Source organism: Saccharopolyspora erythraea (assembly GCF_018141105.1).
Classification (GTDB): domain Bacteria; phylum Actinomycetota; class Actinomycetes; order Mycobacteriales; family Pseudonocardiaceae; genus Saccharopolyspora_D; species Saccharopolyspora_D erythraea_A.
In genome coordinates, this window is sequence record NZ_CP054839.1 from 5,825,636 (window position 1) to 5,850,647 (window position 25,012).

Sequence of the window (25,012 nt, forward strand, 5' to 3'; positions counted from 1 at the left end):
GATGTCGCGGACGGATGATGAAGGGAACCACGGATGTGCTGCTGTCACAGATGCAGTGCGACGCGGCATCAGTGCCAGGTCACCGACCAGAGGGAGACTCCAGCATGTCCGGCCCTGACCACGGTCCGGCCGCCGCGCCGCCGGTGGATGCGGAAACGCAGTCACGAAGCTCCTCCCCGTCCAGCGCACGGCGCCTCACCCGGCGCCGCTTGCTGCTGGCTACCGGACTGGCAGGCGGAACAGGACTCGGCATCGCCGTCCCGCTGCTCTGGGCCGACAGCAACACCGGTCCGGCGCTGCACCCCTCCGCCACCCTCACCGACCACACCGCGGGCGTCTTCGGCGTGGCGTTCAGTCCGGACGGCACGCTACTCGCCACCGCCGGAACCGACAGCACGGTCCGGCTGTGGAATGTGGCCGGACGCAAGCACATCGCCACGCTCACCGGCCATGCCACGGCGGTTGTGAGCGCGACGTTCAGTCCGGACGGCCGCCTGCTCGCCACCGCCGGCCAGGACAGCACGGTACGGCTGTGGAACCTGGACAGCCGCCAGCAGATCGCGTCCTTCGACAGCCGCCCCACGTGGCCCAACAGCCTGTCGTTCAGCCCGGACGGCAGGACACTGGCCTCACCTGCTGGAGACGGCCGCGCGTCCGTACGGCTGTGGGATGTCGCCGGGCACAAGCAGATCGCGTCCCTCACCGGCCACTCCGACAGCGTCTACGACGCGGCGTTCAGCCCGGACGGCAAGGCGGTGGCCACCGGAGGCCGCGACGCCTGGGTGGGCGTGTGGGACGTGGCCACTCAACGGCGGATCGCCGCTTTACACGGCCACACCGAGGAAATCTCCGGCGTGGCCTTCAGCCCGGACGGCAGGACGCTGGTCTCCGCGGACCTCGACGGATGGGTGCGGCTGTGGGATGTGGCCGACGGCAGGCAGATCGCATCGGTCGCGGCCCACGCGAACGGAGTCCACGGGCTCGCCTTCAGCCGGGACGGCCGGATGCTGGCCACCACGAGCGACCACGACCACTGGACCCCCGCGGGTGCCGGTGACACGGTGAAGCTGTGGGAGATCCGATAGGACGCCTCCAGGCCGTCCCCGGCTGATCAGAAGACCGCCGCCCTCGGCGTCACTCGACCTTGCGGTGCACGCGGGCGAGGTAGCCGACTTCGCGGTGTCCCGCTCCCCCTCCGCACCTGCCCCGTCGCGACGTTGACCGCCATTCCGCTGATCGTGCCTGTATCCAACTGTGCCGGTGCGGAGCAGGCTGCCGCCGTGCCCGGCAGCCGTTCGGCGATCCGACGACGCTGTAACTCGAACGGGTGAGGTCGTCCGGTGGCCCGCCGCCCCGGAATCGAGAATGCAACTGATTGCAACCCTTGCTCGGCGCACCGCGGATCGGGTCTGCTGATTCCGCCCCGACGTGATCTGGGTTACACGATGGGGATTGGAGGCAACGGTGCACCAGGACCCCTCAGGCGACGGGCACGTGCCGCCCCCGGGCCCGGCGGGCGAGCTGCCCGTGGTGCCGGGTTCGGCGCTCGGCATCATCGCCAACCCCATGTCCGGCCGGGACATCCGGCGGCTGGTCGCGCACGCCTCGGTCTTCCCCAACGCCGAGAAGACCAACATGGTCCTGCGCCTGGTGGCCGCCGCCGGCGCGCTGGGCGTCGAGCGGGTCCTGGTCTCCACCGACGACTTCGGCGTCGCGGGCGGCGTCCTGCGCGCCGCCCGCAAGCGCACCGGGCGGGACCCCGGCCGCTGGCCGCGACTGGACTTCTGCGAGCTCGACCCGCTCACCGGAACGGCCGAGGACACCCGCGGGTACGTGCGCCGGATGCGCGCCCAGGGCGCGGAGGTGATCATCGTCCTCGGCGGCGACGGCACCGTCCGCGCGGCCGCGTCCGAGCTCGGCGACGCCGCGCTGCTGCCGCTGAGCACCGGCACCAACAACGCCTTCCCCGAGATGTGGGAGGCGACCGTGGCGGGCAGCGCCGCCGCGCTGGTGGCCACCGGCCGGGCGGATGCGACCCGGCAGGCGAAGGTGCTGCACGTCGAGTGCGGCGACCGGCGCGAGCTCGCCCTGGTCGACGTGTGCGTCTCCACCACCGCGCACGTCGGCGCGCGGGCGCTCTGGCAGGTCGACGAGCTGCGGGAGCTGTACTGCACGTTCGCCGAGCCGCACGCCATCGGGCTGTCCAGCATCGCCGGGCAGCTGCTGCCGACCGGGCGACACGACCCGGCGGGCGTCGCGATCGAGTTCGCCGGAGACCGCCCGTCCAGCCAGGCCGTGCTCGCCCCGATCGCCCCCGGCCGCATCGTCGCCGTGGAGGTCGCCGACGCCCGCCCGCTGCCGCTGGGGCAACGGCGGGTAAGCGCCACGCCGGCCGGGACCGTCGCCGTCGACGGGGAGCGGGAGCTCGAGTTCGGTCCCGGGACACCGGTCGCGGTCACCCTCTCCGACCAGGGTCCCCGGGTGGTCGACGTCCGATCGGTGCTGGAGGCCGCCGCGCGGCGGCGGCTGCTGACCCCACCACCGCCGCTCTCGCCGAGGCCGTCATGAGGCCCCGGGCCGAGGTCGTGCCGCGGGCGGGCCGCCCGCGGCGCTTCGCACTGCACATCGCGGGAGGATGATCATGACCGGAACCCTTCGGCCGACCGGCGCGCTGGACGCCACCGCGCTGCTGGACGGCTACCGCACGATGCGCACGATCCGCGAGTTCGAGGAGCGGGTGCACGAGGAGTTCGCAAAGGGCGACATCCCCGGGTTCGTGCACCTCTACGCCGGCGAGGAAGCCTCGGCCACCGGCGTCTGCACCCACCTCGACGACCGGGACTCGATCGCCAGCACCCACCGCGGCCACGGCCACTGCATCGCCAAGGGCGTGGACGTCACCGAGATGATGGCCGAGATCTACGGCCGCAGGACCGGCGCGTGCAAGGGCAAGGGCGGCTCGATGCACATCGCCGACCTCAGCAAGGGCATGCTCGGCGCCAACGGGATCGTCGGCGGCGGCCCGCCGCTGATCTGCGGCACCGCGCTGGCCGCCAAGCAGCAGGGCACCGGCGGCGTCGGCGTCGCGTTCTTCGGCGACGGCGCCAGCAACCAGGGCAGCACGCTGGAGGCGATGAACCTCGCCTCGGTGTGGAACCTGCCCGCGGTCTTCGTCGCCGAGAACAACGGCTACGCCGAGGCCACCGCCGCCACCTGGTCGGTGGCCGCCGACAACATCGCCGACCGGGCGGCGGGCTTCGGGATGCCCGGCGTCATCGTCGACGGCTTCGACTTCTTCGCCGTGCACGAGGCCGCGGGCGAGGCGGTCCAGCGGGCCCGCGACGGCGGCGGGCCGACGCTGATCGAGGTCAAGCTCACCCGCTACTACGGCCACTTCGAGGGCGACCAGCAGACCTACCGCGGCGACGAGGTCGCGCGGGCGCGGGCCGAGCTGGACTGCCTGAAGACCTTCCGCAGCCGGGTGACCGCGGCGGGGCAGCTGACCGACGAGCAGCTCGACGCCGTCGACCGCGAGGTCGCCGAGCTGATCGACCACGCCGTGGCCGCGGCGCTGGAGGCGCCCAAGCCGACCGGCGACGACCTCGAGACCGACGTCTACATCTCCTACTGAGCCCCGGGAGGACCGACATGGCACGCACCATCAGCTACCGAGAAGCGCTCAACGAGGCACTGGTCCAGGAGATGGAGCGCGACCAGAGCGTCATCGTCATGGGCGAGGACAACGCGGGCGGTGCCGGGGCGCCCGGCGCCGACGACGCCTGGGGCGGCGTCCTCGGCGTGACCAAGGGACTCTACGACCGCTTCCCCGGCCGGGTGCTGGACACCCCGATCACCGAGTCGGCGTTCGTCGGCGCCGCCATCGGCGCGGCCACCCGCGGCATGCGGCCGGTGGCCGAGCTGATGTTCATCGACTTCCTCGGGGTGTGCCTGGACCAGATCTACAACCAGGCCGCCAAGTTCCGGTACATGTTCGGCGGCAAGGCCGTCACACCGGTGGTCATCCGCACCATGTACGGGGCGGGGCTGCGCGCGGCGGCGCAGCACTCGCAGTCGCTGTACCCGATCTTCACCCACATCCCCGGGCTGAAGGTGGTCCTGCCGTCGTCGCCGTACGAGGCCAAGGGCCTGCTGACCACCGCGATCCGCGACAACGACCCGGTGATCTTCTGCGAGCACAAGGCGCTCTACGACACCACCGGCGAGGTCCCCGAGGAGCCGTACACGATTCCCTTCGGCGAGGCCGACATCGTGCGCGAGGGCGACGACCTGACCATCGTCGCGTTCGGCCGGATGGTCTCGGTGGCCGCCGAGGCCGCCGACGAGCTGGCGCGGTCGGGAGTGCGCTGCGAGGTCATCGACCCCCGCACGACCAGCCCGCTCGACGAGGAGACGATCCTGGAAAGCGTCGAGAACACCGGGCGGCTGGTGATCGTCGACGAGGCCACGCCGCGGTGCAACCTGGCCACCGACGTCTCGGCGCTGGTGGCCCGGCAGGCGTTCGGCTCACTGCTCGCGCCGATCGAGATGGTCACCCCGCCGCACACCCCGGTGCCGTTCAGCGACGTGCTGGAGGACCTCTACATCCCGGACGCGCAGCGGGTGGTCAACGCGGTCAAGAACGTGATGAGCTGGGAGCGCTGAATGACCGACGAGCGGATCCACCGGGTCACCATGCCCAAGTGGGGCCTGTCGATGGCCACCGGCAAGATCACCGACTGGTGGGCCGCCGAGGGCGACGACGTCTCCGACGGCGACGATCTGGCCGAGATCGACACCGACAAGATCGCGGGCACCCTGGAGTCCACAGGCGACGGCGTCCTGCGCCGCATCGTGGTGGCCGCGGGTTCGGACGCACCGGTCGGCGCGACGATCGCGGTCGTCGCGCCCGCCGAGGTGCCCGACAGCGCGATCGACGAGGTGGTCGCCGAGGCCGAGCAGCAGCTGGCCTCCGGCGAGGTCGAGGAGGCGGGCGGTCCGGCGGTGGCCGAGGTCGACGTCGGCGGCCGGATGATCTCCTACGCCTCGATCGGCGAGGGCCCGGAGGCCGTCGTGCTGGTCCACGGCTTCGGCGGGGACAAGAACTCCTGGCTGTTCGTCCAGGAACCGCTGGCGGAAGGCCGCACCGTGTACGCGCTCGACCTGCCCGGGCACGGCGCGTCGACCAAGGACGTCGGCGACGGGTCGCTGAACGCGCTGGCGGCCACCCTCGTCGCGTTCCTCGACGAGCTGGGCGTCGAGCAGGCCCACCTGGTCGGCCACTCCCTCGGTGGGGCCGTGGTCGCCGACGCCGCGGCGTCGGCACCGGACCGGGTGCGGTCGCTGACGCTGATCGCGCCCGCGGGATTCGGGTCCGAAGTGGACGCCGACTACCTGCGCGGGTTCGTGGAGGCGAGCACCCGACGGGAGCTCAAACCGCACCTGCGCAAGCTGTTCGCCGACGAGTCCCAGGTGACCCGCCACCTGGTCGACGACCTGCTGAAGTACAAGCGGATCGACGGCGTGCGGGAAGCGCTGCAAACGCTGCTGGGCACCCTGCTGCACGGAGACGCCCAGGCCATCGACACCGGGCCGGCGCTGGCGGAGGTCGACGTGCCGCTGGCGGTGGTCTGGGGCCGCCAGGACGCGGTGCTGCCGAGCACGAACGCCTCGGCGCTCGCCGATCGCGTGCAGGTGCGCTTCGTCGACGGCGCGGGGCACATGGTGCACATGGAGAACCCGGCCGCCACCCGCGAAGCCATCGAGTCCGTGCTGCGCTGAGCCGGAACCCGTTGAACCCTGGACGGAGGCAAGGCACGCAGAACTCCGCAGCTATGACATTCGAGCAGACCTGTCGGAAGGATCGTCCTGTTATGTAACGGCGGTTACCGACGGGCGTCGTGACAGGGGTGACGCTCTGGGCAGCGGTGATATTCGCGATTGGAGGCTCATCATGTCAACTGCTGCTCATCCCGCACACCACCCTGTGCAGTTCGTCGTGTCCCGGACGCTCTACGGGGCGATCGCCGGAATTGGTGGCGGGATCGTGTTCGGCATCCTCATGGCGGCGCTGGAGATGCTGCCGATGGTTGCGATGTTGGTCGGTAGCTCCAACGCCGGCGTGGGGATCGTGGTGCACTTGGCGATCTCGGCGATCCTCGGGGCGGGCTTCGGCCTGGTCACCCCGTTCACCCAGCTCGGCCCGCTTGTGGGGGCCGGGATCGCCTACGGTGCGGTGTGGTGGGTGATCGGCGGTCTGCTGCTGATGCCTGCCGGACTGGGCATGCCGGTGTTCCAGATGGGGGCAACGGCGATGTGGAGCCTTCTTGGGCACTTGCTCTACGGCGCTGTCACGGGCATGGTGTTGACCGCGCTTCGTCACCGGGCGAGTCACTCGTGACGAGCACGAGCACCGCGGTCTTGCGGATCTACGTCGCTCCTGACTGCGTGAGCTGCCGGACCGCGGTGAGGCTCGCCGAAAGCGTACGCCGCGTGCGGCCGGGCCAGCCGGTGGAGGTGATCGACCTCTCCGAGTACAAAGGGCCGATGCCCGAGGGGCTCGTGGGCACACCCACCTACCGCCTCGGCGAGGTCACGATCGCGCTGGGCAACCCGTCGCTGCGGGAGCTGGTGCACAAGCTGGACAACCCCCAGGGCCAAGGGTGATGGTTGCTGGTGAACAGCGGCCATCACCGGAGGCTTCGGTGCCTGACGAGTTCTACTGCCTCTCCGAAGTCGACCTCTTCCGTGATCTGTCTCGGCGGGAGATGGCCGAGTTGGGCGCGCGTGCCCCGTTGCGCGAGGTGCCCTCGGGGCAGGTGGTCTTCAGCCCGGAGCGGCCGACGGGCACGCTGTTCATCATCAAACGGGGCCGGATCCGGCTGTACACGCTCAGCCCGGCCGGGCAGGCGGTCACGACGGCGGTGCTGGGGCCGGGATCCGTCTTCGGGGAGGTTCCGCTTGTCGGGCTGCGTATGGGCGGGAACTGGGCGGAATCGCTCGAGCCCTCGCGGCTGTGCCTGATGAGCCCGCAGGACGTGCGGGAGCTGCTGCTGGCTGATCCGCGTATCGCCACCCGGATAGCCGAGCACATGTTCGAACGCATCTCCGAGCTTGAGCACCGGTTGACCGACCTCGCCTGCAAGACACTTCCGGAACGCCTTGCGGGTACGCTGTGGATGTTGAGCAAAGGGGTGCCGGCGGGAACAGCTCCTGAGCCGGTTCGGTTGACCCACCAGCAGCTTGCCGGTCTGGTCAACGCCACCCGGGAACGCACCACCACCGCGCTCGGCGAACTGGCCGATCGAGGACTCCTCCGCCTGCACCGAGGAAAGATCACCGTCACAAGCCGGGAAAGTCTCCGCAGCTACGCCGACAGTCAGGGGCCGCCACCCGGCGATCTCCCAAGACACGATTGACCTGGCCAGAGGCCCCTGTCCTGCTGCCCGGCTGGTGCTTGCCGCCCGTGCTGGGCGGAACGAAAGGACGGCGATGTCCGCTGTCATCGAGGTCACCGGTGATGTGGACGCCCATCGCGACAGCGTCACACAGTTGATCCCGCTGATTGATGCTGTCCGTCAGTGCGTGGGCGACAAGGACGGCCCCGCCGCGGACCTGCGGAAAGCCCTAAAGGGCTGTCAGACAGCCTCAAGGGGGCAGACCCGCCAACCCTCACGAAGGCCGTGGCCCCCTGACATAGTCTGATCGGACTGCGCCAGACAGACGGGCAGAGGACATAGCCCCTCCCATGTAGGTGGAGACCGCTCGCCGTGGCCACCGGAATGGCTCACGGGCTCTTCGCGACGGTGATGTCCAGGTCCGGCAGGAAGCGGTACGGCCGGTGGTCAAGCAGGTCGGCGAACCGCTTGCGCAGACGCGACATCTCCGCCCGGACGGTGACCGTCCTGGTGCGGTCGGCGAACAGGTGCTCGGCGAGGTCGGCCGCGCTGGTGCCCGCCCGGTTCTCGGCGAGGTGGAGAAGGATGTCGGCGTGCCTGCCGCTGAGCCGGTAGGTCCAGCTGCCGGATTCGCGGTGCACCGTCAGGGCCGGGCGGCCGGAGGCGCCGACGTCGAGCACCAGCCGGGTTCCCGCCGCCGGCCGCTGCCCCTTCGGGCGCAGCAGCACCCCTTCCGGCAGCGGCTCGCACGAGCAGGTCCCGAACGCCGACACCCACACCTGCTCGGCGTCGGGGCGTTCCGGCAGCGGGACGCGGTCGGTCGGCGGCATGCCAGTGGAGGCGGCGACCCAGCCGTGGCGGTCGGTCACCAGCGCCTGCCCGTCGATCCTGGCGAGCAGAGGTGCCGCGATCGCACGCAGCCGGTCGAGCCGGGTGCGGTGCGCGTCGCGCAGCCGCGCCTCGGCGAGTCCGGCGACGGCGTGCACCAGCGCCAGCGTGCTGGGGTGGACGGTGCCGGCGGGTCCGCTGATGTTCACCGCGCCCAGCAGGCGGCCGTCGGCCGCGTCGTGGATCGGCGCGGCGGCGCAGGTCCAAGCGTGGTGGGTGCGGACGAAGTGCTCGGCCGAGTGGACCTGCACCGGCCGGTCCTCGACCAGCGCGGTGCCGATGGCGTTGGTGCCCACCGCGTTCTCGGCCCAGCTCGCCCCCTCGACGAACCCGAGCCGGTCGGCCCGCCGGAACACCGCGCGATGCCCTTCCCGCCACAGCACCCGGCCGTCGACGTCGACGATGACCACGATGTGCCCCGTGCTCTCGGCCGCGGGCACCAGCCCGGTGCGCAGCGCCAGCAGTGCGTCCCCGGTGAGACCGCAGGTGGCGCGCCGCTGCTCGACCTCCTCGGAGGACGCGGGCACGCAGTCCCCGCCCCGGTCGGGGTCGACGCCCTGGCTGCGCACCCGTCCCCACGACTGGCGGATCAGCGGCCGGGGCTGCACCGGCGGCCGCTGCCCGGACAGCACCGCCTCGTGCGCGCGGGCCAGGTCGCGGGTGTACTGGTGCGGGTCGACTCCGGTGGGCACGGCGGTCTCGAGGTGGCCGGTCCGCATGGGCAGCTCCCGTCGGTAGGTTTCGCGCGACCACTCACGGAGCCACCGACCCGCCAGCCGGAGGACCGCGATGTCCTCACGCCGATCGAAGCGCTACGGGAGACAGCCTCCCGGTTCCCGGCCGGAATTTCCAGACTGATCACACGCGTAGACCCGCCCTGAGCGCCTGGCGTTGGTCTTCGAAGTCACGCAGCCGCTCGGCCCACCCCCGCCACCGGCACCGGCACCGGCACGCAAGACGAGCTCGAAGACAGCCCTGAGGTAGCCGGCGGTCAGGAGATGAGCGGGAAACCCTGCAGGGTCTGCCGCAGGTGCATCACCTGCCGCGGGATGAACTCCGCGATCGTGAACCCGACGACGTCCGCCGCCTTGTCGATGTCGGCCACGATCCGCCGCACCTCGGTGCTCGTGAGCCCGTTCGGTTCCGCACCGAGCCCCAGGACCACCTCGTCGCTGTCGATCACGTCGACGTCGAAGTGGATGGCCACTCGCGAGCACCCGGTGGCCTTGAGCCAGTCGAGCACCGGATGCGTGGTCGCGCGCAGTTCGCCGGGGCTGAACGACTGGATTCCCCATTCGGCGACGTTGGGGAAGTCGTCATCGGTCCAGGAGTGCAGCCCCACCAGGGCGACCCGGTCCGGGGAGACGGTCGCGGGCAGCAGCTCCTGCACGTCGGGGTCGCCGTGGCCGGTGAGCGCGGCCACGGCCATCGCGTGGTAGCCCGGGTACTCGCTTCGCGGAGTGCCGATGTCGGGGTGCGCGTCGATCCAGACGACCGCCAGGTCGTCGCCGTACCTGCGGGCGAGCTCGGAGAACGGTGCCACGCTCACCGAGCACTCCCCTCCGAAGGTCGTGATCCGCGCCGGGTCGTGGCGGCGGATGACCTCGAACGCGCTCGCGAGCTGGTCGAGGACGACCGCCTTGGCTTCGACTCCGTCACGCTCCTCGATGCCCTCGCCGGACATCGTGACCGGCGCGGTCGCGGTGGGGCCGTCGTGCGGCGGCAGGACCGCTTCGAGGACCGCGGTGCCCACGGCGTAGCCGCGGCGGGCGACCTCGAGCGGGAACTCGGAGGCGAACGCCTCGACGCTGGCCGTGCCGGCACCCTGCCACTGGAGCCAGAGGAGCCGGAGGTTGACCCCGCCGTCGGATGTATCTGCCCGCGGCGAATCCGGTTGCGTCACTGCTGGTTCCTTCCTTCGGTGATCTGGTCGGTGCGACGCCGCACTCCACGACGATCGACGAACGGCTATGCCCCGGACTCTGAAACACGTCCTGCTTGCTTGGCGACCTCGAGGCGCAGATGAGTCACGGTCCCGGTCGCCGGCTTCCCTGCTGGAACCAGCTCGACCTGCTCCCCGTCGAACAGTGACGTTCCCGCGCCCAAGAGAATCGGAACGAGGTGCAGGCGCAGCTCGTCGAGCAGACCTGCGCGGAGCAACTGGCGGGCGACATCGGCGCCCAGCACCAGGACGTCCTTGTGCCCCCGCCATCGCCCATGGGCTCGGCCTCCCGCACTTTCGGTCCGGCCGTGAAACCGTCCAGGGAGATTGACACGTCCAGCACGACGCTGCCCATCGCGAATCTCCTGCGTCCCCTCACCGCCCGGATTCCGCCTCGACGCAGCTCGGTGTGCGCTAGCGCACACGCCCGGCGGCGGCAGGAACCGCGAGCGGGATGACCACGACCTGTGGCCGTAAGCAACATGCGCGCGGCGGGTACCCGCTGGCCCTGCCGAGCGGCGCCAACGGCGAAGGGATTCGCAGGTGGACGAGATCGGCGTGATCGGAGCGGGCGGCGAAGGACTGGCCGTGACGGCCTACCTGTCCTCGATCGGGCGCGCGGTGCGGCTGTGCACCCGCGATCCCGCGCGGATCGACGGAATCCGGCGCACGGGAAGCATCCGGGCCACCGGGTCCCTGGAGGGCTGCTTCCCGGTCGGGGAAGTGACCGACGACCCGGCCCGCCTCACCTCCCGCTGCCGTGTGCTGGTCGTCGCCGCCATCACCACCGCGTACCGCGACATCGCTCGTGCGCTGGCGCCCCACCTGACCGAGCGCCACGTCGTGGTGCTGTTCTCCAGCAAGCTGTGCGGCAGCGCCGAGTTCGCCGAGGCCCTCGCCCGCGAAGGTCGCCACGGCGTCGACGTGGTGGAAACCGACGCCCTTTTCGCAGCGCGGCCCCAAGGCGCGGACGGGGTGGCGGTGCTCGGTGTGAAGCGGTGGAACCTGCTCTCCGGTGCCCGCCAGGAGTCCGTCACGCGGTGCGCTCCCCTGCTGCGCGAGTGCTTCCCGTGGGTGGAACCGGCGCGGAACCTGGTCGAACGCGGGCTCACCGACTTCGGTGCCGTGGCCCACGCCCCGATCGCCCTGGCCAACCTCGGCAGCATCGAGCGCGGCGAGGAGCTGCTGTTCTACCTCGACGGCATGTCGGACCGGACGGTGGTGCTGCTGGAGCAGGCAGAACGGGAGTTCCGGGCGGTCGCCCGCGCCTACGGTGCGGAGCTCACGCCGATGGCCCAGGTCCTCGACCGCTACTACGGCTGCCGGACCACCTGCGTGCTCGACGCCATGCGCAGCGTCGAGGCGTACCAGACGATCCCCGCACCGGAGTCGCTCGACCACCGCTTCCTGCGCGAGGACATCGCCTCCACCCTCGTCCCGCTCGAAGCGCTCGCGGCCAAGGCCGCGGTGCCGACACCGATGATCAGCTCGACCATCAACATCATGTCCCTGCTCTCCGGCGAGCAGTTCCGCGACACCGGACGCACCCTGCACCGCCTCGGCTGGGCCGAGCTCACCCACGACGAAATCCTCGACCGGCTCTCGTCCCGTGATCGACACCCAGTCGCCGTGGACAGTCTCGTCCCGACCCTGTAGGGCCTTCCTCAGCACCCTTCGTAGTCGGAGAGAACGGCGACCTTGCCGGCCGACGCGGACTCGGGGTCGAAACGGTAGCTCAGCCATTCCCGGGCCAGCCGCCGCGCCAGTTCCAAGCCGATCACGCGCTGTCCGAAGGTCAGCACCTGGGCGTTGTTGCTGAGCACCGAGCGCTCCACCGAGAAGCTGTCGTGCGCGGTGACCGCTCGGATGCCCCTGACCTTGTTTGCGCTGATCGCCACACCCAGGCCGGTGCCGCACACCAGCAACGCGCGGTCGGCCTCGCCGCGCGCGACCATTTCGGCCGCGGCGATGGCGATGTTCGGGTACGCGGTCACGTCGTCGCCATTGACCCCGACGTCCACAACGGACTCGACTCGCGAATCCGCTGCCAGGTCGGCTTTCAGGACGTCCTTGTAATGCAGGCCGGCGTCGTCGGAACCCACGACGACGCGCAACGGCTTGGCCTCACTCATCATCTGCCTCCACTGCTCGGGCAATCGTCTCGGTGACAAGCGCGAACGAGATGGCACCGGCGTCGGGGGTGCCGATGCTGCGTTCCGCCAGCGGCCGGGCGCGGCCGACCCTCGGGGTGAGCGACGCGGTGTCCTCGGCCGCCTGGCGAGCAGTTGCGGCAGCACGGCACCAGGAGCCCTCCGCGGCGAAGGACCGGGCGAACGGGACGATCGCATCGACCATCGTCTTGTCGCCCACCTCGGCCTTGCCGATGCGCTGGACGGTGTCCGCGAACGCCGCCACGCCTGCGGCGATGTCGGACCGCGACGGTGTGCGGTCGTCGCCCAGCCGTTCGGCGAAGGCGCGCAGGCCGGTCCCCCACAGCACCCCGGAGGTGCCTCCCGCCCTCGCCGCCCAGGCGTCGCCCGCCTCGGCCAGCACCGATCGCGCTCCGGCTCCCGCGGCGAAGACGGCCGCGGCGGCCTCGGCGGCGGCCGTCGAGCCCTTGACCATGCCGCGCCCGTGGTCGCCGTCGGCGGCCACCGCGTCGATGCGGCCGAGCTCGTCCTCGGCCTCGGTGATCGCCCGCTGCACCGCGGTGAGCACTTCCACCACGGTCGATGCGCACGCGACCGACTCGGGGGTGGCCTGCGGGTACTGCACGGCGCTGTCGGCGACCTCGCGCTCGATGCTCCGGTCGGTGACGGGGGCGGTGGGCTGCGGACCCTTGCGGTAGGCCGGGGTGTCGGCCGGAGCGCACCAGTACCGCTCCAGCTCGCGGTCCAGCCAGACCAGGGTCAGCGACACACCGGCCATGTCCAGGCTGGTGACCAGCTCGCCGACCTCCGGCTCCACGATCTCGAGCCCGGCCGCCCGCAGCCGCTCGGCCACCCGCGCCCACACCACGAACAGTTCCTCGTACTTGGTGGCACCGAGCCCGTTGAGGATGACGCCGACCCGCCCGCCCGCACCGTGCGGGGCTTCGGCCAGCACGCCGTCGACCAAGGTGTCGGCAACCTCCGAGGCACTGCCGGTATCCACATCGGACACACCGGGCTCGCCGTGGATTCCCAGTCCCAGCCCCATCTTCCCGGAGGGCACGGTGAACAGCTTGTGGTCCTGCCCGGGCAGGGTGCAGCCGTCGAAGGCGATGCCGAGGGTGCGGGTGCGGTCGTTTGCGGCCTGGGCGACCCGTTCCACCTCGTCGAGTGGCCGGCCTTCTTCGGCTGCCGCCGAGGCGAGCTTGAACACCGCGAAGTCACCGGCGATGCCGCGTCGCTTCTCCTCCTCGCCCGGGGGAGACGACGCCACGTCATCGGTCACGACCACGGTGCGGCAGTCGATTCCTTCGGCCCGCAGCCGCTCCTGCGCGACGCCGAAGTTCATGTTGTCCCCGGCGTAGTTGCCGAATCCGAACAGCACGCCGCCGCCGCGGTCGGCTTCCTTCGCGACGTTGTAGGCCAGTTGCGCCGAGGGCGAGGTGAAGACGTTGCCGACCACGGCACCGTCGCAGAAGCCGGGCCCCACCACACCGCAGAACGCCGGGTAGTGGCCCGAACCACCGCCGATGACGACGGCGACCTTGCCCCGCGGTCCGGGAGCCGAACGCACCACTCCCCCGTCGACCGCGCGGACGTACCGCGGGTAGAGGTCGCGGAATCCCTCCATCGCATCCTCGGTGAACCGGGCCGGATCGTTGAAAAGGCGGGTCACGATTCCTCCGCTAGACGATCGCGCTGGCGCAGAGCACGAGCAGCAGCGCGACGATCGACATGATCGACTGGGCGACGGTGTAGACCTGGAACGCGCCGCGGGTGGACAGGCCGAGCAGGCCCCGGAACATCCAGAAGGTGTTGTCGTGCACGTGGCCGCCGAAGCTCGCACCGGCGGCTGCCGCCAGCACGACCAGCACCGGGTCGAGCCCCAGCGAGCCGACCACCGGCAGCAGCAGGGTCGCGCCGGTGATCGCCGCGACCGACCCGGAGCCCTGCGCGAGCCGCAGCAGCGCGGCGACCACCCAGGCCAGCACCAGCGGGGAGAAGCTGCTCGCGTGGAACATCCCGGCGACGATGTCGCCGACGCCGTTGCGGCTGATGACCTCGCCCAGCGAACCGGCCACGCCGTTGAACAGCAGGATCGTGCCGCTGGTGGCCGCGCCCCGGCTCAGCGCCCGCTCGACCGACCGCATCGACAGCGAGCAGCCGCAGATCACGCAGCCCAGCAGCAAGCCGATCAGCAACGCCACCACCGGATCGGACAGCAGCTTCACCCAGCCGATCTCGGTGCCCGCGATCTCGGTGGCGGTCCCGGCCACGATCAGCACGAGCGGCACGATCGCCGGGATCAGCAGCACGATCAGCGGAAGCCGGCGCCTGGGTTCCTCGACCTCGTCGACGGCGATCCCCAGCGAGGTCTCGTCGGACTCGGCCTCGTCCTTGGCCGGGTCCCAGGTGCGCCGCATCAGCTTGCCGTGCAGGAAGACGCTGATGACGATCGACAGGATCCCGACCACTCCGCCGACCAGCAGCATCATGCCCAGGGAGGCGCCGAGCGCGCCGGAGACGGCCAGCGCCGCCGAACCGGGCAGGATCATCAGCAGGCCCACTTCCAGACCGATGGCCAGCGCCCCGCCGACGGCGGCCACGCTGATCCCGGTGCGCCTGGACACCGAGCGCGCGATCGGCGCGAGCATCACCAGCGCGACGTCGAAGTAGATCGCAGGGAACACGACGCCGGAGGCCAGCCCGAGCGCGTACGGAGATTTTCCGCGACCGAATATCCGCAGGAACACCTCCACGATTCTTTGCAGTGTTCCGGTGGCCGACAGCAGAGATCCCAGCAACACACCGAAACCGATGATCAGGCCGACATCGGCCATGAGCTTGCCGAAACCCTCGGTGACCGCCTCGGTGGTCCCCTCGACACCGAGACCGGTCGCCAGTCCCAGGTAGAGGGAACCCAGGACCAGCACGATCACCGGGTTCAGCCGTGCCGCCACGATCAGCGCGATGATTCCCACCAACGCGATCGCGGTGTGCAGAAGAATGATCGAATGGGGCATGACGCTTGTCTTTCCGTGAACCTCGACGTTGAGGAAAGGCCGGGAAAAGGCATTCCCGGTGTGGTTCTTCGAGCGCGCTGGTCTCCTGGTTCTCGGCAGTCAACCACGACCGGAATGCTGGTCCGCGCTCGCTCTGCGACCGGATCGCGTTCGTCCGGACGGTGACGACACGAATACGGGGAGTCGTCTGTTCACGCCCCGTCCCGCGGACTCACTGGATGTGCGAGCCGCCGTTGATGTCGAAGGTCGCACCCGTGATGTAGCCGGCGTGCTCGCCGGCCAGGAACGTGACGGTGGCCGCGACGTCCTCCGTGCGGCCGTTGCGCCCCACCGGGATGTCGGCGATCAGTTTCGCCTTGCGCTCACCGGCGAGCGCGCCACCGGTGATGTCGGTGTCGATCAGGCCGGGTGCGACCGCGTTGACGACCACGCCGTGCGGACCGGCCTCGCGGGCCAGTGCGCGGGTCAGCCCCAGCACCGCGGCCTTCGCGGCGGAGTAGTGCGAGCCGCCGAACACGCCGCCGCCGCGCTCGGCGCTGACCGACGACACGTTCACGATCCGGCCGTAGCCGCGCTCGATCATGCCGGGCAGCACCCGCTGCGTGACCAGGTACGTGCCGGTGACGTTGACACTGAAGACCAGGTCCCACTCCGCCTGCTCGATGTCCAGGAAGCGGGTGGGCCGGGTGATGCCGGCGTTGTTCACCAGGGCGGCGACCGGCGGCAGATCGCAGGACTCGAGCTCGCCGACGGCCCGGCCGACCGAGGCGGCGTCGGTGACGTCGGCGGCCAATCCCAGCGCGGGCACGCCGCAGCGCTCACGTGCCGCGGCCGCGGTGCGCTCGGCGGCCGCGCCGTCGATGTCGAGCACGGCGACGGCGAACCCGGCACCGGCCAGGTGCAGCGCCGTCTCGCGCCCGATGCCGCGTTCGGAGCCGGCTCCGGTGATCACGGCGGTGCGAGTGGTGGACATTGGTTCTCTCCTTGCGGGTCGGGGCCGGGGCGCCGTCAGGCTTCTCGGGGTTCGGTGTGCCGTCAGGCTGCTCGTGGGGGGCGCCGTCAGGCGGCGAGGTGCGGGGCGATGAGGTCGACGGCTCGGGCGGCGGCCACCTCGCGGTCGGCTTCGGCGACGTCGTGGGTTTCCAGTTCCAGCACGTAGCGGTCGGTGTAGCCGTGCTCGCGGAGGGTGCGGACAACGCCCGCGAAGTCCGCGCGTCCGAGGCCGAGGCTCAGGTTGATGTCCCCCGGCACCGCGTCGCGCAGGTGGACGTGCTCGATGCGCTCGGCGAAGTCGCGGGCGAAGGCGACCTCGTCGATCTCCCCGGCGACGACGTGGCTCACGTCGAACACGAACCCGGCCGACTCGGCCGGCACCCGCGCCAGCAGCGCTTCGGCGCGTTCGCGGGTGTGGCAGAAGCGGTGGTGGTGCAAGCCCTCGACCAGCAGCCGGACGCCGCGCGCGGCGGCGAGGTCACCGAGCAGCCGCAGGCCGCGGGCCAACCGGTCGAGGTCCGCGGCCTCGTCGACGAACGGGTCCCTCGCCTGCGCACCGCAGGGCACGATGATCGCCGCGTCGAGCCGAGCGGCCAGCGAGACCAGGGCGCCGCCGGTGGCCTTGAGGACTTCGTCGCCCAGCCCGGGGTCGTTCATCGCTCCGGGATCGACGTTGATCGCCCAGGTCCGCACGTCGTGCTCGGCGATCACGCGGACGATATCGTCGGCGTGATCGCCCAGCGGTGTGGGGACGTGGTCGCACACCCCGGGCAGGCCGCCGAGGTCGATGCCGGACAGGCCGAGCCCCGTGATCGCGCGGAGCGCTTCCGGTAACGCTCGGTGGCGGAACGAGATGGTCGAGCACCCGAGCTCGGACTTCTGAGTCTTCAATCGGCATCCCTTCGTCCTGCCAGTGCCGCACAGTCAACGCGGACAACAGTCGACTGTCAACAGTCAACCTCGATGGATCGGTGATCGAGATTCCCGACGACGGGAAAGGCGACAGTCCGGGCGCCCCTTGATCTCCCCGCCCTGGTCGACGTGGGGTAGACCCCTCGCTAGGACGTGTTTCAGATGTGGTTTGCGTAGTGGGACGCGTGGCGGAACCTCAGCCGCCTTCTCGCTCCGGGATCTCCGACTGACGTATTCCGATACGCGGCGTCGAAGCTGTCCTCGCGAGAAGGGGCTATGAAGAACCTGGCCATCTCGCGGGACCTGCTCACTGAACGTGATGATCCAAAAATGCCGCCTGATCGCCTGCACGGTCCGTGATCGCTGGTCGGGCTGGTCGTCGTGGTGCGGCTGGGCTGCACAGGGGTGGTGATGCGTCGAGGCCCCGCACCTGTGGTGCGGGGCCTCACTGACCTATCCTGTGTCGCTGTGAGCCGTCAGCCTGGCTACTTACCCTAGCCAGGGTGGCGGCTCACTCCTGTGGAACGCCGTTCAGCACGGCCGTACGAAGACGCGTGCCCGTGAGTGGTGTGGAGTTCGGGTTCTTGTGTCCCTTCACGGTGGAGTTAACCAACTTCCATACGTGCTCAACATGAGGCGCAACCTGCCGGTAGAAGTTCAACCGCTGTTCGGAAAGCTCGCTAGTTAAAGGGCGCTGCACTCGCACGACGCCTGTGTCTTTCTCGACAAAGTCGGTTGGGCTGAATGTGCGGTGTTTGATGAGATCCAACACGTAGGATTCGACGTACGGGCGGACCACTTCCACTAGGTCTAACGCCATCGACCACCGGTAGTCGTCACTATGGGAAGCACCGAAATCCGGGTCTAGCCCTTGGACGTAGCACGCTAGTGCCGCTTCTGCTTTGGCGACACCATAGCAATAGTTCAACATCGCGTTAGTTGGATTGGTCGCGTTCTTCTGACTGTTCTGCTTTCCGTTGGCGTTGTGGTTCAGCTCGCTTACTCGGCTGTCGAAGACACGCCAGTGATACGGAACTTTGCCCTGAAACGTGAGTTCTTGCAGTCGCCAATTCCGAAAGTACGTGTGTGCTTCTCTGGATTCAACGGCCCGGATGGATCGGGGATCGCCACAGGACATGAGTTGATCGATCCACGGTTCAGGGTTCCAGTCTGGGAGTACGCGCCCGTGTCCGCGAAACTTCTCAGCAAGAACATACTTGGTGATGTCGAGCGCCGCAGGGTTGCCACGCAAGAGCGCTTGCGCACGATGCACCCTCGTATCTCTCGGCGATTGTGCGGACGTCATTGTCAGCCCGCCTTCGGGGTTCACGACGACTAGAGAGGTTGGGTCAGTGCGTCGGTATCCGTGGGGGGTGACGCTGATTCCCTTGATCCAGTGCATTGCGTCAAGGGAGATGTGGCCGGTGTGTCCGATGACGACGATACGGCGGACGTGCCGATCCTTGCGGGCGATGGTGCGGGTGCGTCCGCGTCCGCACATGCCGTCTTTGATGACTAGTTCGCCTTTCTTGACGGTGATGGAAATCCCGTGCCCGTCCACTACGACGACGGACGGGTCACGGGATTCTCGGGTGAAGGTTTCGGTGATCGGGTCTGTCATGACTCCGATTTTAGTGATCCAGCCTCCACGGTTGTGATGGTCAGCGGTCCCTGTGACCTCATCGTGTCTTTCCATTTGGTGAGGACAATAAGCGGGTCTGCTTTGTCGTCGTAGCCGATTCCCAGGTCTGAGGCAGCCAGAGAGCACGCGAACGCCACTAGGGCACTCTCGGTATCGGGAGACGGGTTCCTGCCCGCGAGAACGTAGCCTGCGGTCGTTCTGGGGATACCCAGCTCTGCCGCCAGCTCATCGATGCTGAGATGTCCGATCACGGGCAGCAGGAGCCGGTGAAGCCGTTCCCACCGGCCGATTGTGCGGGATCGCGTGGCGGAGCTGGCCGAGATCAACCCTTGCTGCACTAGTTCGATTTCGTTGCTTTCCTTGCCGACGTAGCCCGTTCCGACTGCCCGCACGTGCATCCGCACCAGTCGCCCCCGGTAGCCCTTGGTGCAGGGGCGTCCGTCCGGCTGTGCGAATTTCTCTTCGGGATGTACCGCGTAGAGGCGCAACACGTCGCGATAGGACTGCACGTACACGATTCCCGCTTCAATACTGAGCATGTCCTCTTCGGATTCCCCCAAGGTATCGATGCGGAACCCGTGTCCGGGGTGGTGTTTGTTCTGCCATTCTATGTGCGTCCACCGGGCAGGGACCGGGTCGTACGGCGCAATGGGCATCACTTTTCCCGTATAGGTCGGCTGGATCGGGTGGGCATGGCCGACGAGAATAAAGTTTGCCGGTTTGATCCGTTCTGAATACGGCTTTCCGTCGTTCAGGGTGTCGAAAGAGCGCAGCAGCGAGGGTTGCGACACCGAATAGCGACTGATCGCCGGACGGTCCAACCAGGCAGGTTCGGTCGCCTCACGTGCGGTTTCGGTGCTGATGAGGTACTGCCAGAGCTGGGCAATCCACCGGGTATCGGCTGCTTCCGGGTCGGTCGGATTGAGCAGGTGCCCGAGCCCGTGTTCGGAATTCTTGTCGATGACCACCCGCTCGTTTTCAACGTGGTACAAGGCGTAGCGTTTCGCCGAGATCGAATAGCACCAGCCGCGATATTCGAGCTTGAGCAGGTCGGGAATGCTGGCATAGGGGTTCAGCCGGTCGAAGCGGCCTGCGATTTCTTCGGCCTGGTCGTAGGACAACACACGGATTCCGTGCTGCTTTCCGGCGGTCTCAGCCGCCACGATCGCCATGCTGTCGGTGTCGGTGAAGACCCACGCACCGCCCGCATCGGTGATGGCTTTTTCGAGCATGGCCAGCATGAGCCGGGCCGCCGCCGTAATACAGGTCGCGATCGGCGGGAACGTGTACGGTCCTGGCATTTCCGGGTTTTTCCGCTGGCCGAGCGGCTGATCCGAAAACGACAGGGCTTCGCCGGTGTCGCGGTCGCGTTTGTTGAGTTCGGCGAAGATGCCATAGCACCCGCTGTTGGCCAGCACCTTGAGAAAGTCGCCGGTAGCCGTTCCCTTGTACTGGGCTCGCATTTCCACGATGAACGGGAAGAAATCATCGCGTGCGGGATCGATTTCCACGGTGCCGTGCAGCAGCGTTGACCGTAGTCCTGCTGCCGTGCCGTGCGGGGTAAAGCGGATGGCGTCCAGGATCTCCGGGGCGTGTCCGGTGAGCAGTGTGGAGGCCACCAAATCGGGGATCGCATACCAGGTGGCGTCATCGTCGGTCAGATAGTTCACCCCGATGTTGGGCGCACCGCCCCCGGAGTATTGCGCCCGCACGGGCACCACGTCGGCATTCGGGCGGATTTTCGCGATGCCGACGAAGTCCCGCCAGGTGTCGGGCTCGAAACACGATTCGAGGGTGATCGTGTTGAGCATGTCTTGTACCTGCTGGCGGGCAGGCGTGGCCTCGATTCGGGCGGCGGTCAGCAATTCCCACATCCCCATGAGTGTGTTGACGGTCGGGTACATGCTGGTGAAGTCGTAGACCGCGACCGGCATTTCTTGGCGGCGGATACGGCACTCTGCCCGTGCGCCGTAAAAGCTGGACATGGCGTATCCGAGGATGTCCGGGGCGATGTTGCCGCGCTTCAGCGGTTGCGGGATGCGCATTTTCCGGAAATATGCCTTTGCCACTGACGCAGGCGAGTAGAGACGGGTCGCGTCCGTGTCAAGCTCGTGACGTGCGAGTTCTTGGGACAACGCGGCATAGAGTTCGACGGACGCCAGAACATCACGTCGGCAATAGTCCGCGTAGTCGTCAGTAATGACACCATGCTGGCCCGTGTGCATTTTTCCATGTTCTACCCCAAACGCCTCACATGCCGATGCCAGGGAGTGCGACCGATTCGACAGAGCAAAGGCCAGTGTGCGGAGGTCGCAGAAATTTCCGGCGAACGGCTTGTGCCCGTCGATGCCCGAAAAGGAGATGAACGCCTTTTTGCTGTCGAGCATTTTGATACGCAACCGCGGGCGGTATTCGTTAATGCGTCCGTCGCGGGTGCGCCACAGGGCGAGCGAAAAACCGCCGTGGTAGTCCTTGCGAGCTTCACCCGCGTCGATCGCAATGCGGGTAAAGTCGAAAGGAAGGTTGAAGCCGACCACCGTTTCCTGATGCCGGTAGGCGACCTGCCACAGCCAGCGGTTCGCGAACGCATCACGCGAGAGCATTTCCATACGCGGGTTGGGCTCGCGATCCTGAAATGACATGTCCACATCAGCCGGGCGTGTTGCGGCGTAGCGCTGCAATACCGCGAAACCGTCCGGATCGGTGCTCGGTAGGTCGTCGGCGTAGAGGATGCCCTCCGCCAGCGTGGAGACCGCACCGGCATTGACGTAGCAGTACCGGAACATGCCGAACGTCAGTTGTTGCCGCGTGTCGATGGTGGTTTCGGTGTCGAAGACCAGAACGTATGATCCCATTCCCTAATCCACTTCCAGATGTAGACGACGACGGGGGTCGCCGGTGAATGAGACGAGATACCGCGACAGCGTGATGGGCGACATTCCATGATGTAATCCGGCATCAATCAGGTGGCACACTCCGACGATGAGCCGATCAATCCACTGTTCCGGCGGGATTCCGGTTGCGGTCTGGCGCCGCGTGATCTCGCGATGGTGCGGCACGCACAGCGCTACGGTCACGTCACAGTGCTGTGAGGCGACGTGGTGGATTTCCACGGGTGTGGCGCCACAGAGGATGCAGTCACTTTCCAAGCTGTGCGGCGTATTCGTAGAGTGTTTCGAATCGGTCTTCGGTCTGCTGCTGAATGAACTGGTCGATGACGGATTGACGAGTCTCAAGTGGTTGTTTCGGGATGCCACCATATCCCCCTACATAGGTGTTTTCGAAACGTCCAAGCAGGCGTGCGAACTGGTCATCGTGGGACATGCGGTGTCGCGCAACCGCATTCCAATGTTTGGCGATCGTGGTTTTGTCGCGGCGTGACCAGTTGTCGCGGACATCGGGGCGGAGGTTGTTCGGGTCGGCTTGCCACACGAACGCGGGAAACTCTTTGCCTGCGTTCGGGTTCCGTGCCAGGTATTCGGCGTAGCGGCCGGGGTTGCGCACCGCGTCGGCCGGGCGTTCCGGTGTGGACCGGTGCCCGCGTGCTGCCGACAGGGACGCACCCGATTCGTATGCCTGGCGGGAAATGCCGCCCCGTTCCAGCCGCCGCCGATACGCATCAGACAGAGATTCCCATGATTTACGCTGTCGGCTCATGGCGCTACACTGTTTCTGTTAGTTCGGGGCGCTGGCCGGCCGCCGCTTTTCCGTTCATTTCGGAAAAGCGGCGGCCGGTGTCATCACGACTTGAGTTGCTGCTCCCACGCGTGGTCGATCAACATGCGGTCGGCCAATGCCGCGATGTTCGCGCCCGCCTGGTGCACACACATCGTGTCGCACTCGGCGGCGGTGAGCATGAAGATTCCGACCGCGAACAGGAACAGGGCGCCGTGTTCACGGTCCACACCGGGAATCGCATCCTGCAAGTAGTCGTACACGTGCTCAATCGAGTCCGTGTAGATGGGAGTCAGTCCCATGTGTGCACGGATCGCGAAACGGGATTCGTTGATCTTTTCCGTGGTGTCCATCATGTCCCCCCAGTCAGGCGAGATAGAAAGTACGGGCGGGAATCGTCTTGCGGTCGTCGGGCTTGACCGTGAACGTCTCGCCGGTCGCCTCGTCGTACCAGTAGTCCGAGGTGCGCAGACCGTGCGGGCAGTGAATCGGCCCGTACTGGCGTCCGAGGCGTTCAGTGGCGTTCTGCAACTGGCGGTACACACCCGCGCTGGAATCGTTGAACACATAGAACTCGTCGTGCTCGGTGAGAACCAGGACGCTCACGAATTCGTCGGCGAACTGGCCCTCGTTGAAGCGCCATCCGAGCACCACCATGTTGGCGCCGATCAGCTTTGCCTTGTCGTCGCCCGCCAGCAGGGACGCTTGTCCCAGTACCGCGCTGGCCTCCATCGCCTGCGACGAGATCGACGCGAACCCTTCGGCCAGGAAATCGCGCACTTCTCGCTCGCTGAGCGCGTTGTGATTCTTTATGACTTCGGGCACGGGTGCCCCCGTGTTCGTCTTGGCCGTATCAGCACCGTTGTTCACATCAGCCGCCGTGTTCTCATCAGCCGTGTTGTCGGCATTCTGGGCAGCAGAGGTCTTACGCGGCATAAGTGGGTCCGCCTTTCAACGGGTTGGATTCGAAGCGTGGCCGAGACTAATCCGCCCACACCAGAATTTCGATCACTTTTCGGTAACGACTAGCGGCGAACAATTGCATTGTTCGCGCTGATCGTGCTAACGGGCGTGGTCGCGTTGTTCGTGCCAGTGTGCGCACTGGCGTACTCGAATCCCGACACGAACAACGCGACCATTCCGAGCGATACCCACAACGGCACTGAATCGCCGACATGGGCTGATGCGACGATGCCCAGAGCCACCGTGACGAACGTTCCCAAGCCTTCACCGAGGCGCATCCGGTGGCACGTGTCGGCATCCGGCTCGTGTTCGGCGGCAGCGAAGTACGAACCGCAGAACGCCGAATACACGGCCGCCGACGTGCCCACGATCAGAATCACCGCGTTGAGCGTTTCGTCTTTCATCGGCTCACCCGTTGAACTGCGTGGGTTTCGCGTCCGGCGGGGCGGTGTTGAGCTTCGGGATCATCACGACCGTTCCCGCGTGCAGCGGGCGGGACCAATCGATGCCGGGATTATTGGCCGTGATCAGACTCGCGAAATAGCTGCTGTTCGCGGTGTCATCCTTATCGAGTCCATACGCGACCGTGGCGATCCCGAACGGGGACGTGTCAGCGGGCGACTTCCGCGTTTCCTTCAGGCCCAACACCGTGTAAGGCGACCACTCGAAGCCAAACGCAGTCGGGTTGGCCCTGCTGGGGCCTGTCCCCGGTGCCCGCTGCCCCACGGGGTAGGTGGTGGTCACCCCCGGTGCGTCCGGACGCGCCACGGCGGTCTCCGGCAACAGGAACACATACGGATTCGTCCCGACCTGCTCCGGCCGCTGGCCCGGTGGACCGCCAGGCGCACCGCCAGGCGGGTTGCGGCGGTACGCCGAGGCGATGAGCAGCACCGCCAAGGCGATGGCCATCCACGTCCACATTTCGATACCGGCGATCTCGGTTTTGAAGAAATTCCGGTTCAGCACAGAGGATTTCTCAGCCACCACCAACCCCCCTCCGATCGACCGGCGCCGTGGTGTCCGAATAGGACTGGCCCCGGAACCGCGGGAAGGTCAGCAGCGAGCGCACCGGGCGCCGCTGCTGCGCCCGCCCACTGCGCCCGTCCCGCCCGGTCGTGCTCGGTGTCGGGCTGTGCAGGCCGGTGCGGTCCGAGTGCGCCCCGCCGGAGGTGCGGCGCCACTGGTGGGTGTGCTGGTGCATGTCCGGACGCAGCGGACCGGCATCGGTCCACCGCATCGGATCGGCGGCCGGGATGTAGTTCCCGGTGTGCCACCACGGACCGCGTTCGCGGTAAATGCCCTGGTCAAACGATGCCGGCGGTGGGGCCGCGTACTCGATCGGCGGGCGGGCACCGGAGGTGCGCCCCGTGAAGGGCACACCTCCGGCAGCACGACCAGGGCGCGGCGTTCGTTCGTCGTAGAACCGCTGC

General features: G+C 68.1%; 26 protein-coding genes. 9 read left to right on the plus strand and 17 right to left on the minus strand.

The features are described 5' to 3' along the window. Positions 1-104 precede the first annotated feature (104 nt). The 8 genes from HUO13_RS26000 (at position 105) to HUO13_RS26035 (ending at position 7,415) form a co-directional block, all read left to right on the plus strand. On the plus strand, positions 105-1,085 hold the full coding sequence (locus HUO13_RS26000) for a WD40 repeat domain-containing protein (RefSeq protein WP_211897660.1): 981 nt from the start codon (positions 105-107) through the stop codon (positions 1,083-1,085). Between the two features lie 379 nt (positions 1,086-1,464). Continuing rightward, on the plus strand, positions 1,465-2,568 hold the full coding sequence (locus HUO13_RS26005; protein ID WP_249124057.1) for an ATP-NAD kinase family protein: 1,104 nt from the start codon (positions 1,465-1,467) through the stop codon (positions 2,566-2,568). Positions 2,569-2,641: 73 nt separating this feature from the next. After that, positions 2,642-3,631, plus strand: coding sequence for a thiamine pyrophosphate-dependent dehydrogenase E1 component subunit alpha (locus tag HUO13_RS26010; protein ID WP_211897662.1), 990 nt, complete (start codon positions 2,642-2,644; stop codon positions 3,629-3,631). A gap of 17 nt (positions 3,632-3,648) precedes the next feature. After that, complete coding sequence (locus tag HUO13_RS26015) at positions 3,649-4,662, plus strand: alpha-ketoacid dehydrogenase subunit beta (protein ID WP_211897663.1); 1,014 nt, start codon at positions 3,649-3,651, stop codon at positions 4,660-4,662. Then, positions 4,663-5,778 carry an acetoin dehydrogenase dihydrolipoyllysine-residue acetyltransferase subunit gene (locus tag HUO13_RS26020; RefSeq protein ID WP_211897664.1) on the plus strand — a complete coding sequence of 372 codons (1,116 nt, stop codon included), beginning with the start codon at positions 4,663-4,665 and terminating at the stop codon, positions 5,776-5,778. Positions 5,779-5,950: 172 nt separating this feature from the next. Continuing rightward, a complete protein-coding gene (locus HUO13_RS26025; RefSeq protein WP_249124058.1) occupies positions 5,951-6,397 on the plus strand; it encodes a hypothetical protein in 447 nt (148 codons plus the stop codon). After that, the gene (locus HUO13_RS26030; RefSeq protein WP_211897665.1) at positions 6,394-6,663 is read left to right on the plus strand and encodes a hypothetical protein; all 270 of its coding nucleotides are present in this window, start codon (positions 6,394-6,396) and stop codon (positions 6,661-6,663) included. Before HUO13_RS26025 ends, HUO13_RS26030 begins: the two co-directional genes overlap by 4 nt. Positions 6,664-6,701: 38 nt before the next feature. After that, the gene (locus HUO13_RS26035) at positions 6,702-7,415 is read left to right on the plus strand and encodes a Crp/Fnr family transcriptional regulator (protein WP_211897666.1); all 714 of its coding nucleotides are present in this window, start codon (positions 6,702-6,704) and stop codon (positions 7,413-7,415) included. Between the two features lie 368 nt (positions 7,416-7,783). Here the strand turns inward: HUO13_RS26035 and HUO13_RS26040 are convergent, their stop codons facing one another. The 3 genes from HUO13_RS26040 to HUO13_RS37710 all read right to left on the minus strand — a co-directional run bounded on the left by HUO13_RS26040 (position 7,784) and on the right by HUO13_RS37710 (position 10,469). Beyond that, positions 7,784-9,001: a helix-turn-helix domain-containing protein gene (locus HUO13_RS26040; RefSeq protein WP_211897667.1), complete on the minus strand. Its 1,218-nt coding sequence runs from the start codon at positions 8,999-9,001 to the stop codon at positions 7,784-7,786. Positions 9,002-9,273: 272 nt separating this feature from the next. After that, complete coding sequence (locus tag HUO13_RS26045) at positions 9,274-10,185, minus strand: arginase family protein (RefSeq protein ID WP_211897668.1); 912 nt, start codon at positions 10,183-10,185, stop codon at positions 9,274-9,276. A 65-nt stretch (positions 10,186-10,250) separates the two neighbouring features. Beyond that, entirely contained in the window at positions 10,251-10,469 is a 219-nt protein-coding gene (locus HUO13_RS37710) for a dihydrofolate reductase family protein (protein ID WP_249124059.1), read from the minus strand. A gap of 298 nt (positions 10,470-10,767) precedes the next feature. Between HUO13_RS37710 and HUO13_RS26055 the strand changes: the two genes are divergently transcribed. Continuing rightward, entirely contained in the window at positions 10,768-11,880 is a 1,113-nt protein-coding gene (locus HUO13_RS26055; protein WP_211897669.1) for an NAD/NADP-dependent octopine/nopaline dehydrogenase family protein, read from the plus strand. Positions 11,881-11,888: 8 nt separating this feature from the next. On the opposite strand, the gene HUO13_RS26060 is transcribed toward HUO13_RS26055, so the two are convergent. The 14 genes from HUO13_RS26060 to HUO13_RS26125 all read right to left on the minus strand — a co-directional run bounded on the left by HUO13_RS26060 (position 11,889) and on the right by HUO13_RS26125 (position 24,960). Then, positions 11,889-12,356: a ribose-5-phosphate isomerase gene (locus tag HUO13_RS26060; RefSeq protein ID WP_211903165.1), complete on the minus strand. Its 468-nt coding sequence runs from the start codon at positions 12,354-12,356 to the stop codon at positions 11,889-11,891. Beyond that, entirely contained in the window at positions 12,349-14,049 is a 1,701-nt protein-coding gene (locus HUO13_RS26065) for a dihydroxyacetone kinase family protein (RefSeq protein ID WP_211897670.1), read from the minus strand. Before HUO13_RS26065 ends, HUO13_RS26060 begins: the two co-directional genes overlap by 8 nt. Before the next feature lie 10 nt (positions 14,050-14,059). Continuing rightward, positions 14,060-15,397, minus strand: coding sequence for a GntP family permease (locus HUO13_RS26070; RefSeq protein ID WP_211897671.1), 1,338 nt, complete (start codon positions 15,395-15,397; stop codon positions 14,060-14,062). A 211-nt stretch (positions 15,398-15,608) separates the two neighbouring features. Beyond that, the gene (locus HUO13_RS26075) at positions 15,609-16,370 is read right to left on the minus strand and encodes an SDR family NAD(P)-dependent oxidoreductase (RefSeq protein ID WP_211897672.1); all 762 of its coding nucleotides are present in this window, start codon (positions 16,368-16,370) and stop codon (positions 15,609-15,611) included. A gap of 86 nt (positions 16,371-16,456) precedes the next feature. Further along, positions 16,457-17,281: a sugar phosphate isomerase/epimerase family protein gene (locus HUO13_RS26080; protein ID WP_211897673.1), complete on the minus strand. Its 825-nt coding sequence runs from the start codon at positions 17,279-17,281 to the stop codon at positions 16,457-16,459. A gap of 532 nt (positions 17,282-17,813) precedes the next feature. Then, the gene (locus HUO13_RS26085; protein WP_211897674.1) at positions 17,814-18,923 is read right to left on the minus strand and encodes a CRISPR-associated endonuclease Cas1; all 1,110 of its coding nucleotides are present in this window, start codon (positions 18,921-18,923) and stop codon (positions 17,814-17,816) included. Next, on the minus strand, positions 18,920-21,799 hold the full coding sequence (locus tag HUO13_RS26090) for a hypothetical protein (RefSeq protein ID WP_211897675.1): 2,880 nt from the start codon (positions 21,797-21,799) through the stop codon (positions 18,920-18,922). The genes HUO13_RS26085 and HUO13_RS26090 overlap by 4 nt, the downstream gene beginning before the upstream one ends. A gap of 3 nt (positions 21,800-21,802) precedes the next feature. Next, positions 21,803-22,021 carry a hypothetical protein gene (locus HUO13_RS26095; protein ID WP_211897676.1) on the minus strand — a complete coding sequence of 73 codons (219 nt, stop codon included), beginning with the start codon at positions 22,019-22,021 and terminating at the stop codon, positions 21,803-21,805. A gap of 61 nt (positions 22,022-22,082) precedes the next feature. Continuing rightward, on the minus strand, positions 22,083-22,601 hold the full coding sequence (locus HUO13_RS26100; protein WP_211897677.1) for a hypothetical protein: 519 nt from the start codon (positions 22,599-22,601) through the stop codon (positions 22,083-22,085). A gap of 83 nt (positions 22,602-22,684) precedes the next feature. Next, a complete protein-coding gene (locus HUO13_RS26105) occupies positions 22,685-22,975 on the minus strand; it encodes a hypothetical protein (protein ID WP_211897678.1) in 291 nt (96 codons plus the stop codon). 10 nt (positions 22,976-22,985) lie between these two features. Continuing rightward, positions 22,986-23,555: a hypothetical protein gene (locus HUO13_RS26110; protein WP_211897679.1), complete on the minus strand. Its 570-nt coding sequence runs from the start codon at positions 23,553-23,555 to the stop codon at positions 22,986-22,988. Positions 23,556-23,644: 89 nt separating this feature from the next. Beyond that, positions 23,645-23,986 (minus strand): hypothetical protein, encoded by a 342-nt coding sequence (locus HUO13_RS26115; protein ID WP_211897680.1) that lies wholly within the window; start codon positions 23,984-23,986, stop codon positions 23,645-23,647. A gap of 4 nt (positions 23,987-23,990) precedes the next feature. Beyond that, positions 23,991-24,566: a hypothetical protein gene (locus HUO13_RS26120; protein WP_211897681.1), complete on the minus strand. Its 576-nt coding sequence runs from the start codon at positions 24,564-24,566 to the stop codon at positions 23,991-23,993. Beyond that, positions 24,559-24,960 (minus strand): hypothetical protein, encoded by a 402-nt coding sequence (locus HUO13_RS26125; RefSeq protein WP_211897682.1) that lies wholly within the window; start codon positions 24,958-24,960, stop codon positions 24,559-24,561. The genes HUO13_RS26120 and HUO13_RS26125 overlap by 8 nt, the downstream gene beginning before the upstream one ends. Between the last annotated feature and the right edge of the window lie 52 nt (positions 24,961-25,012).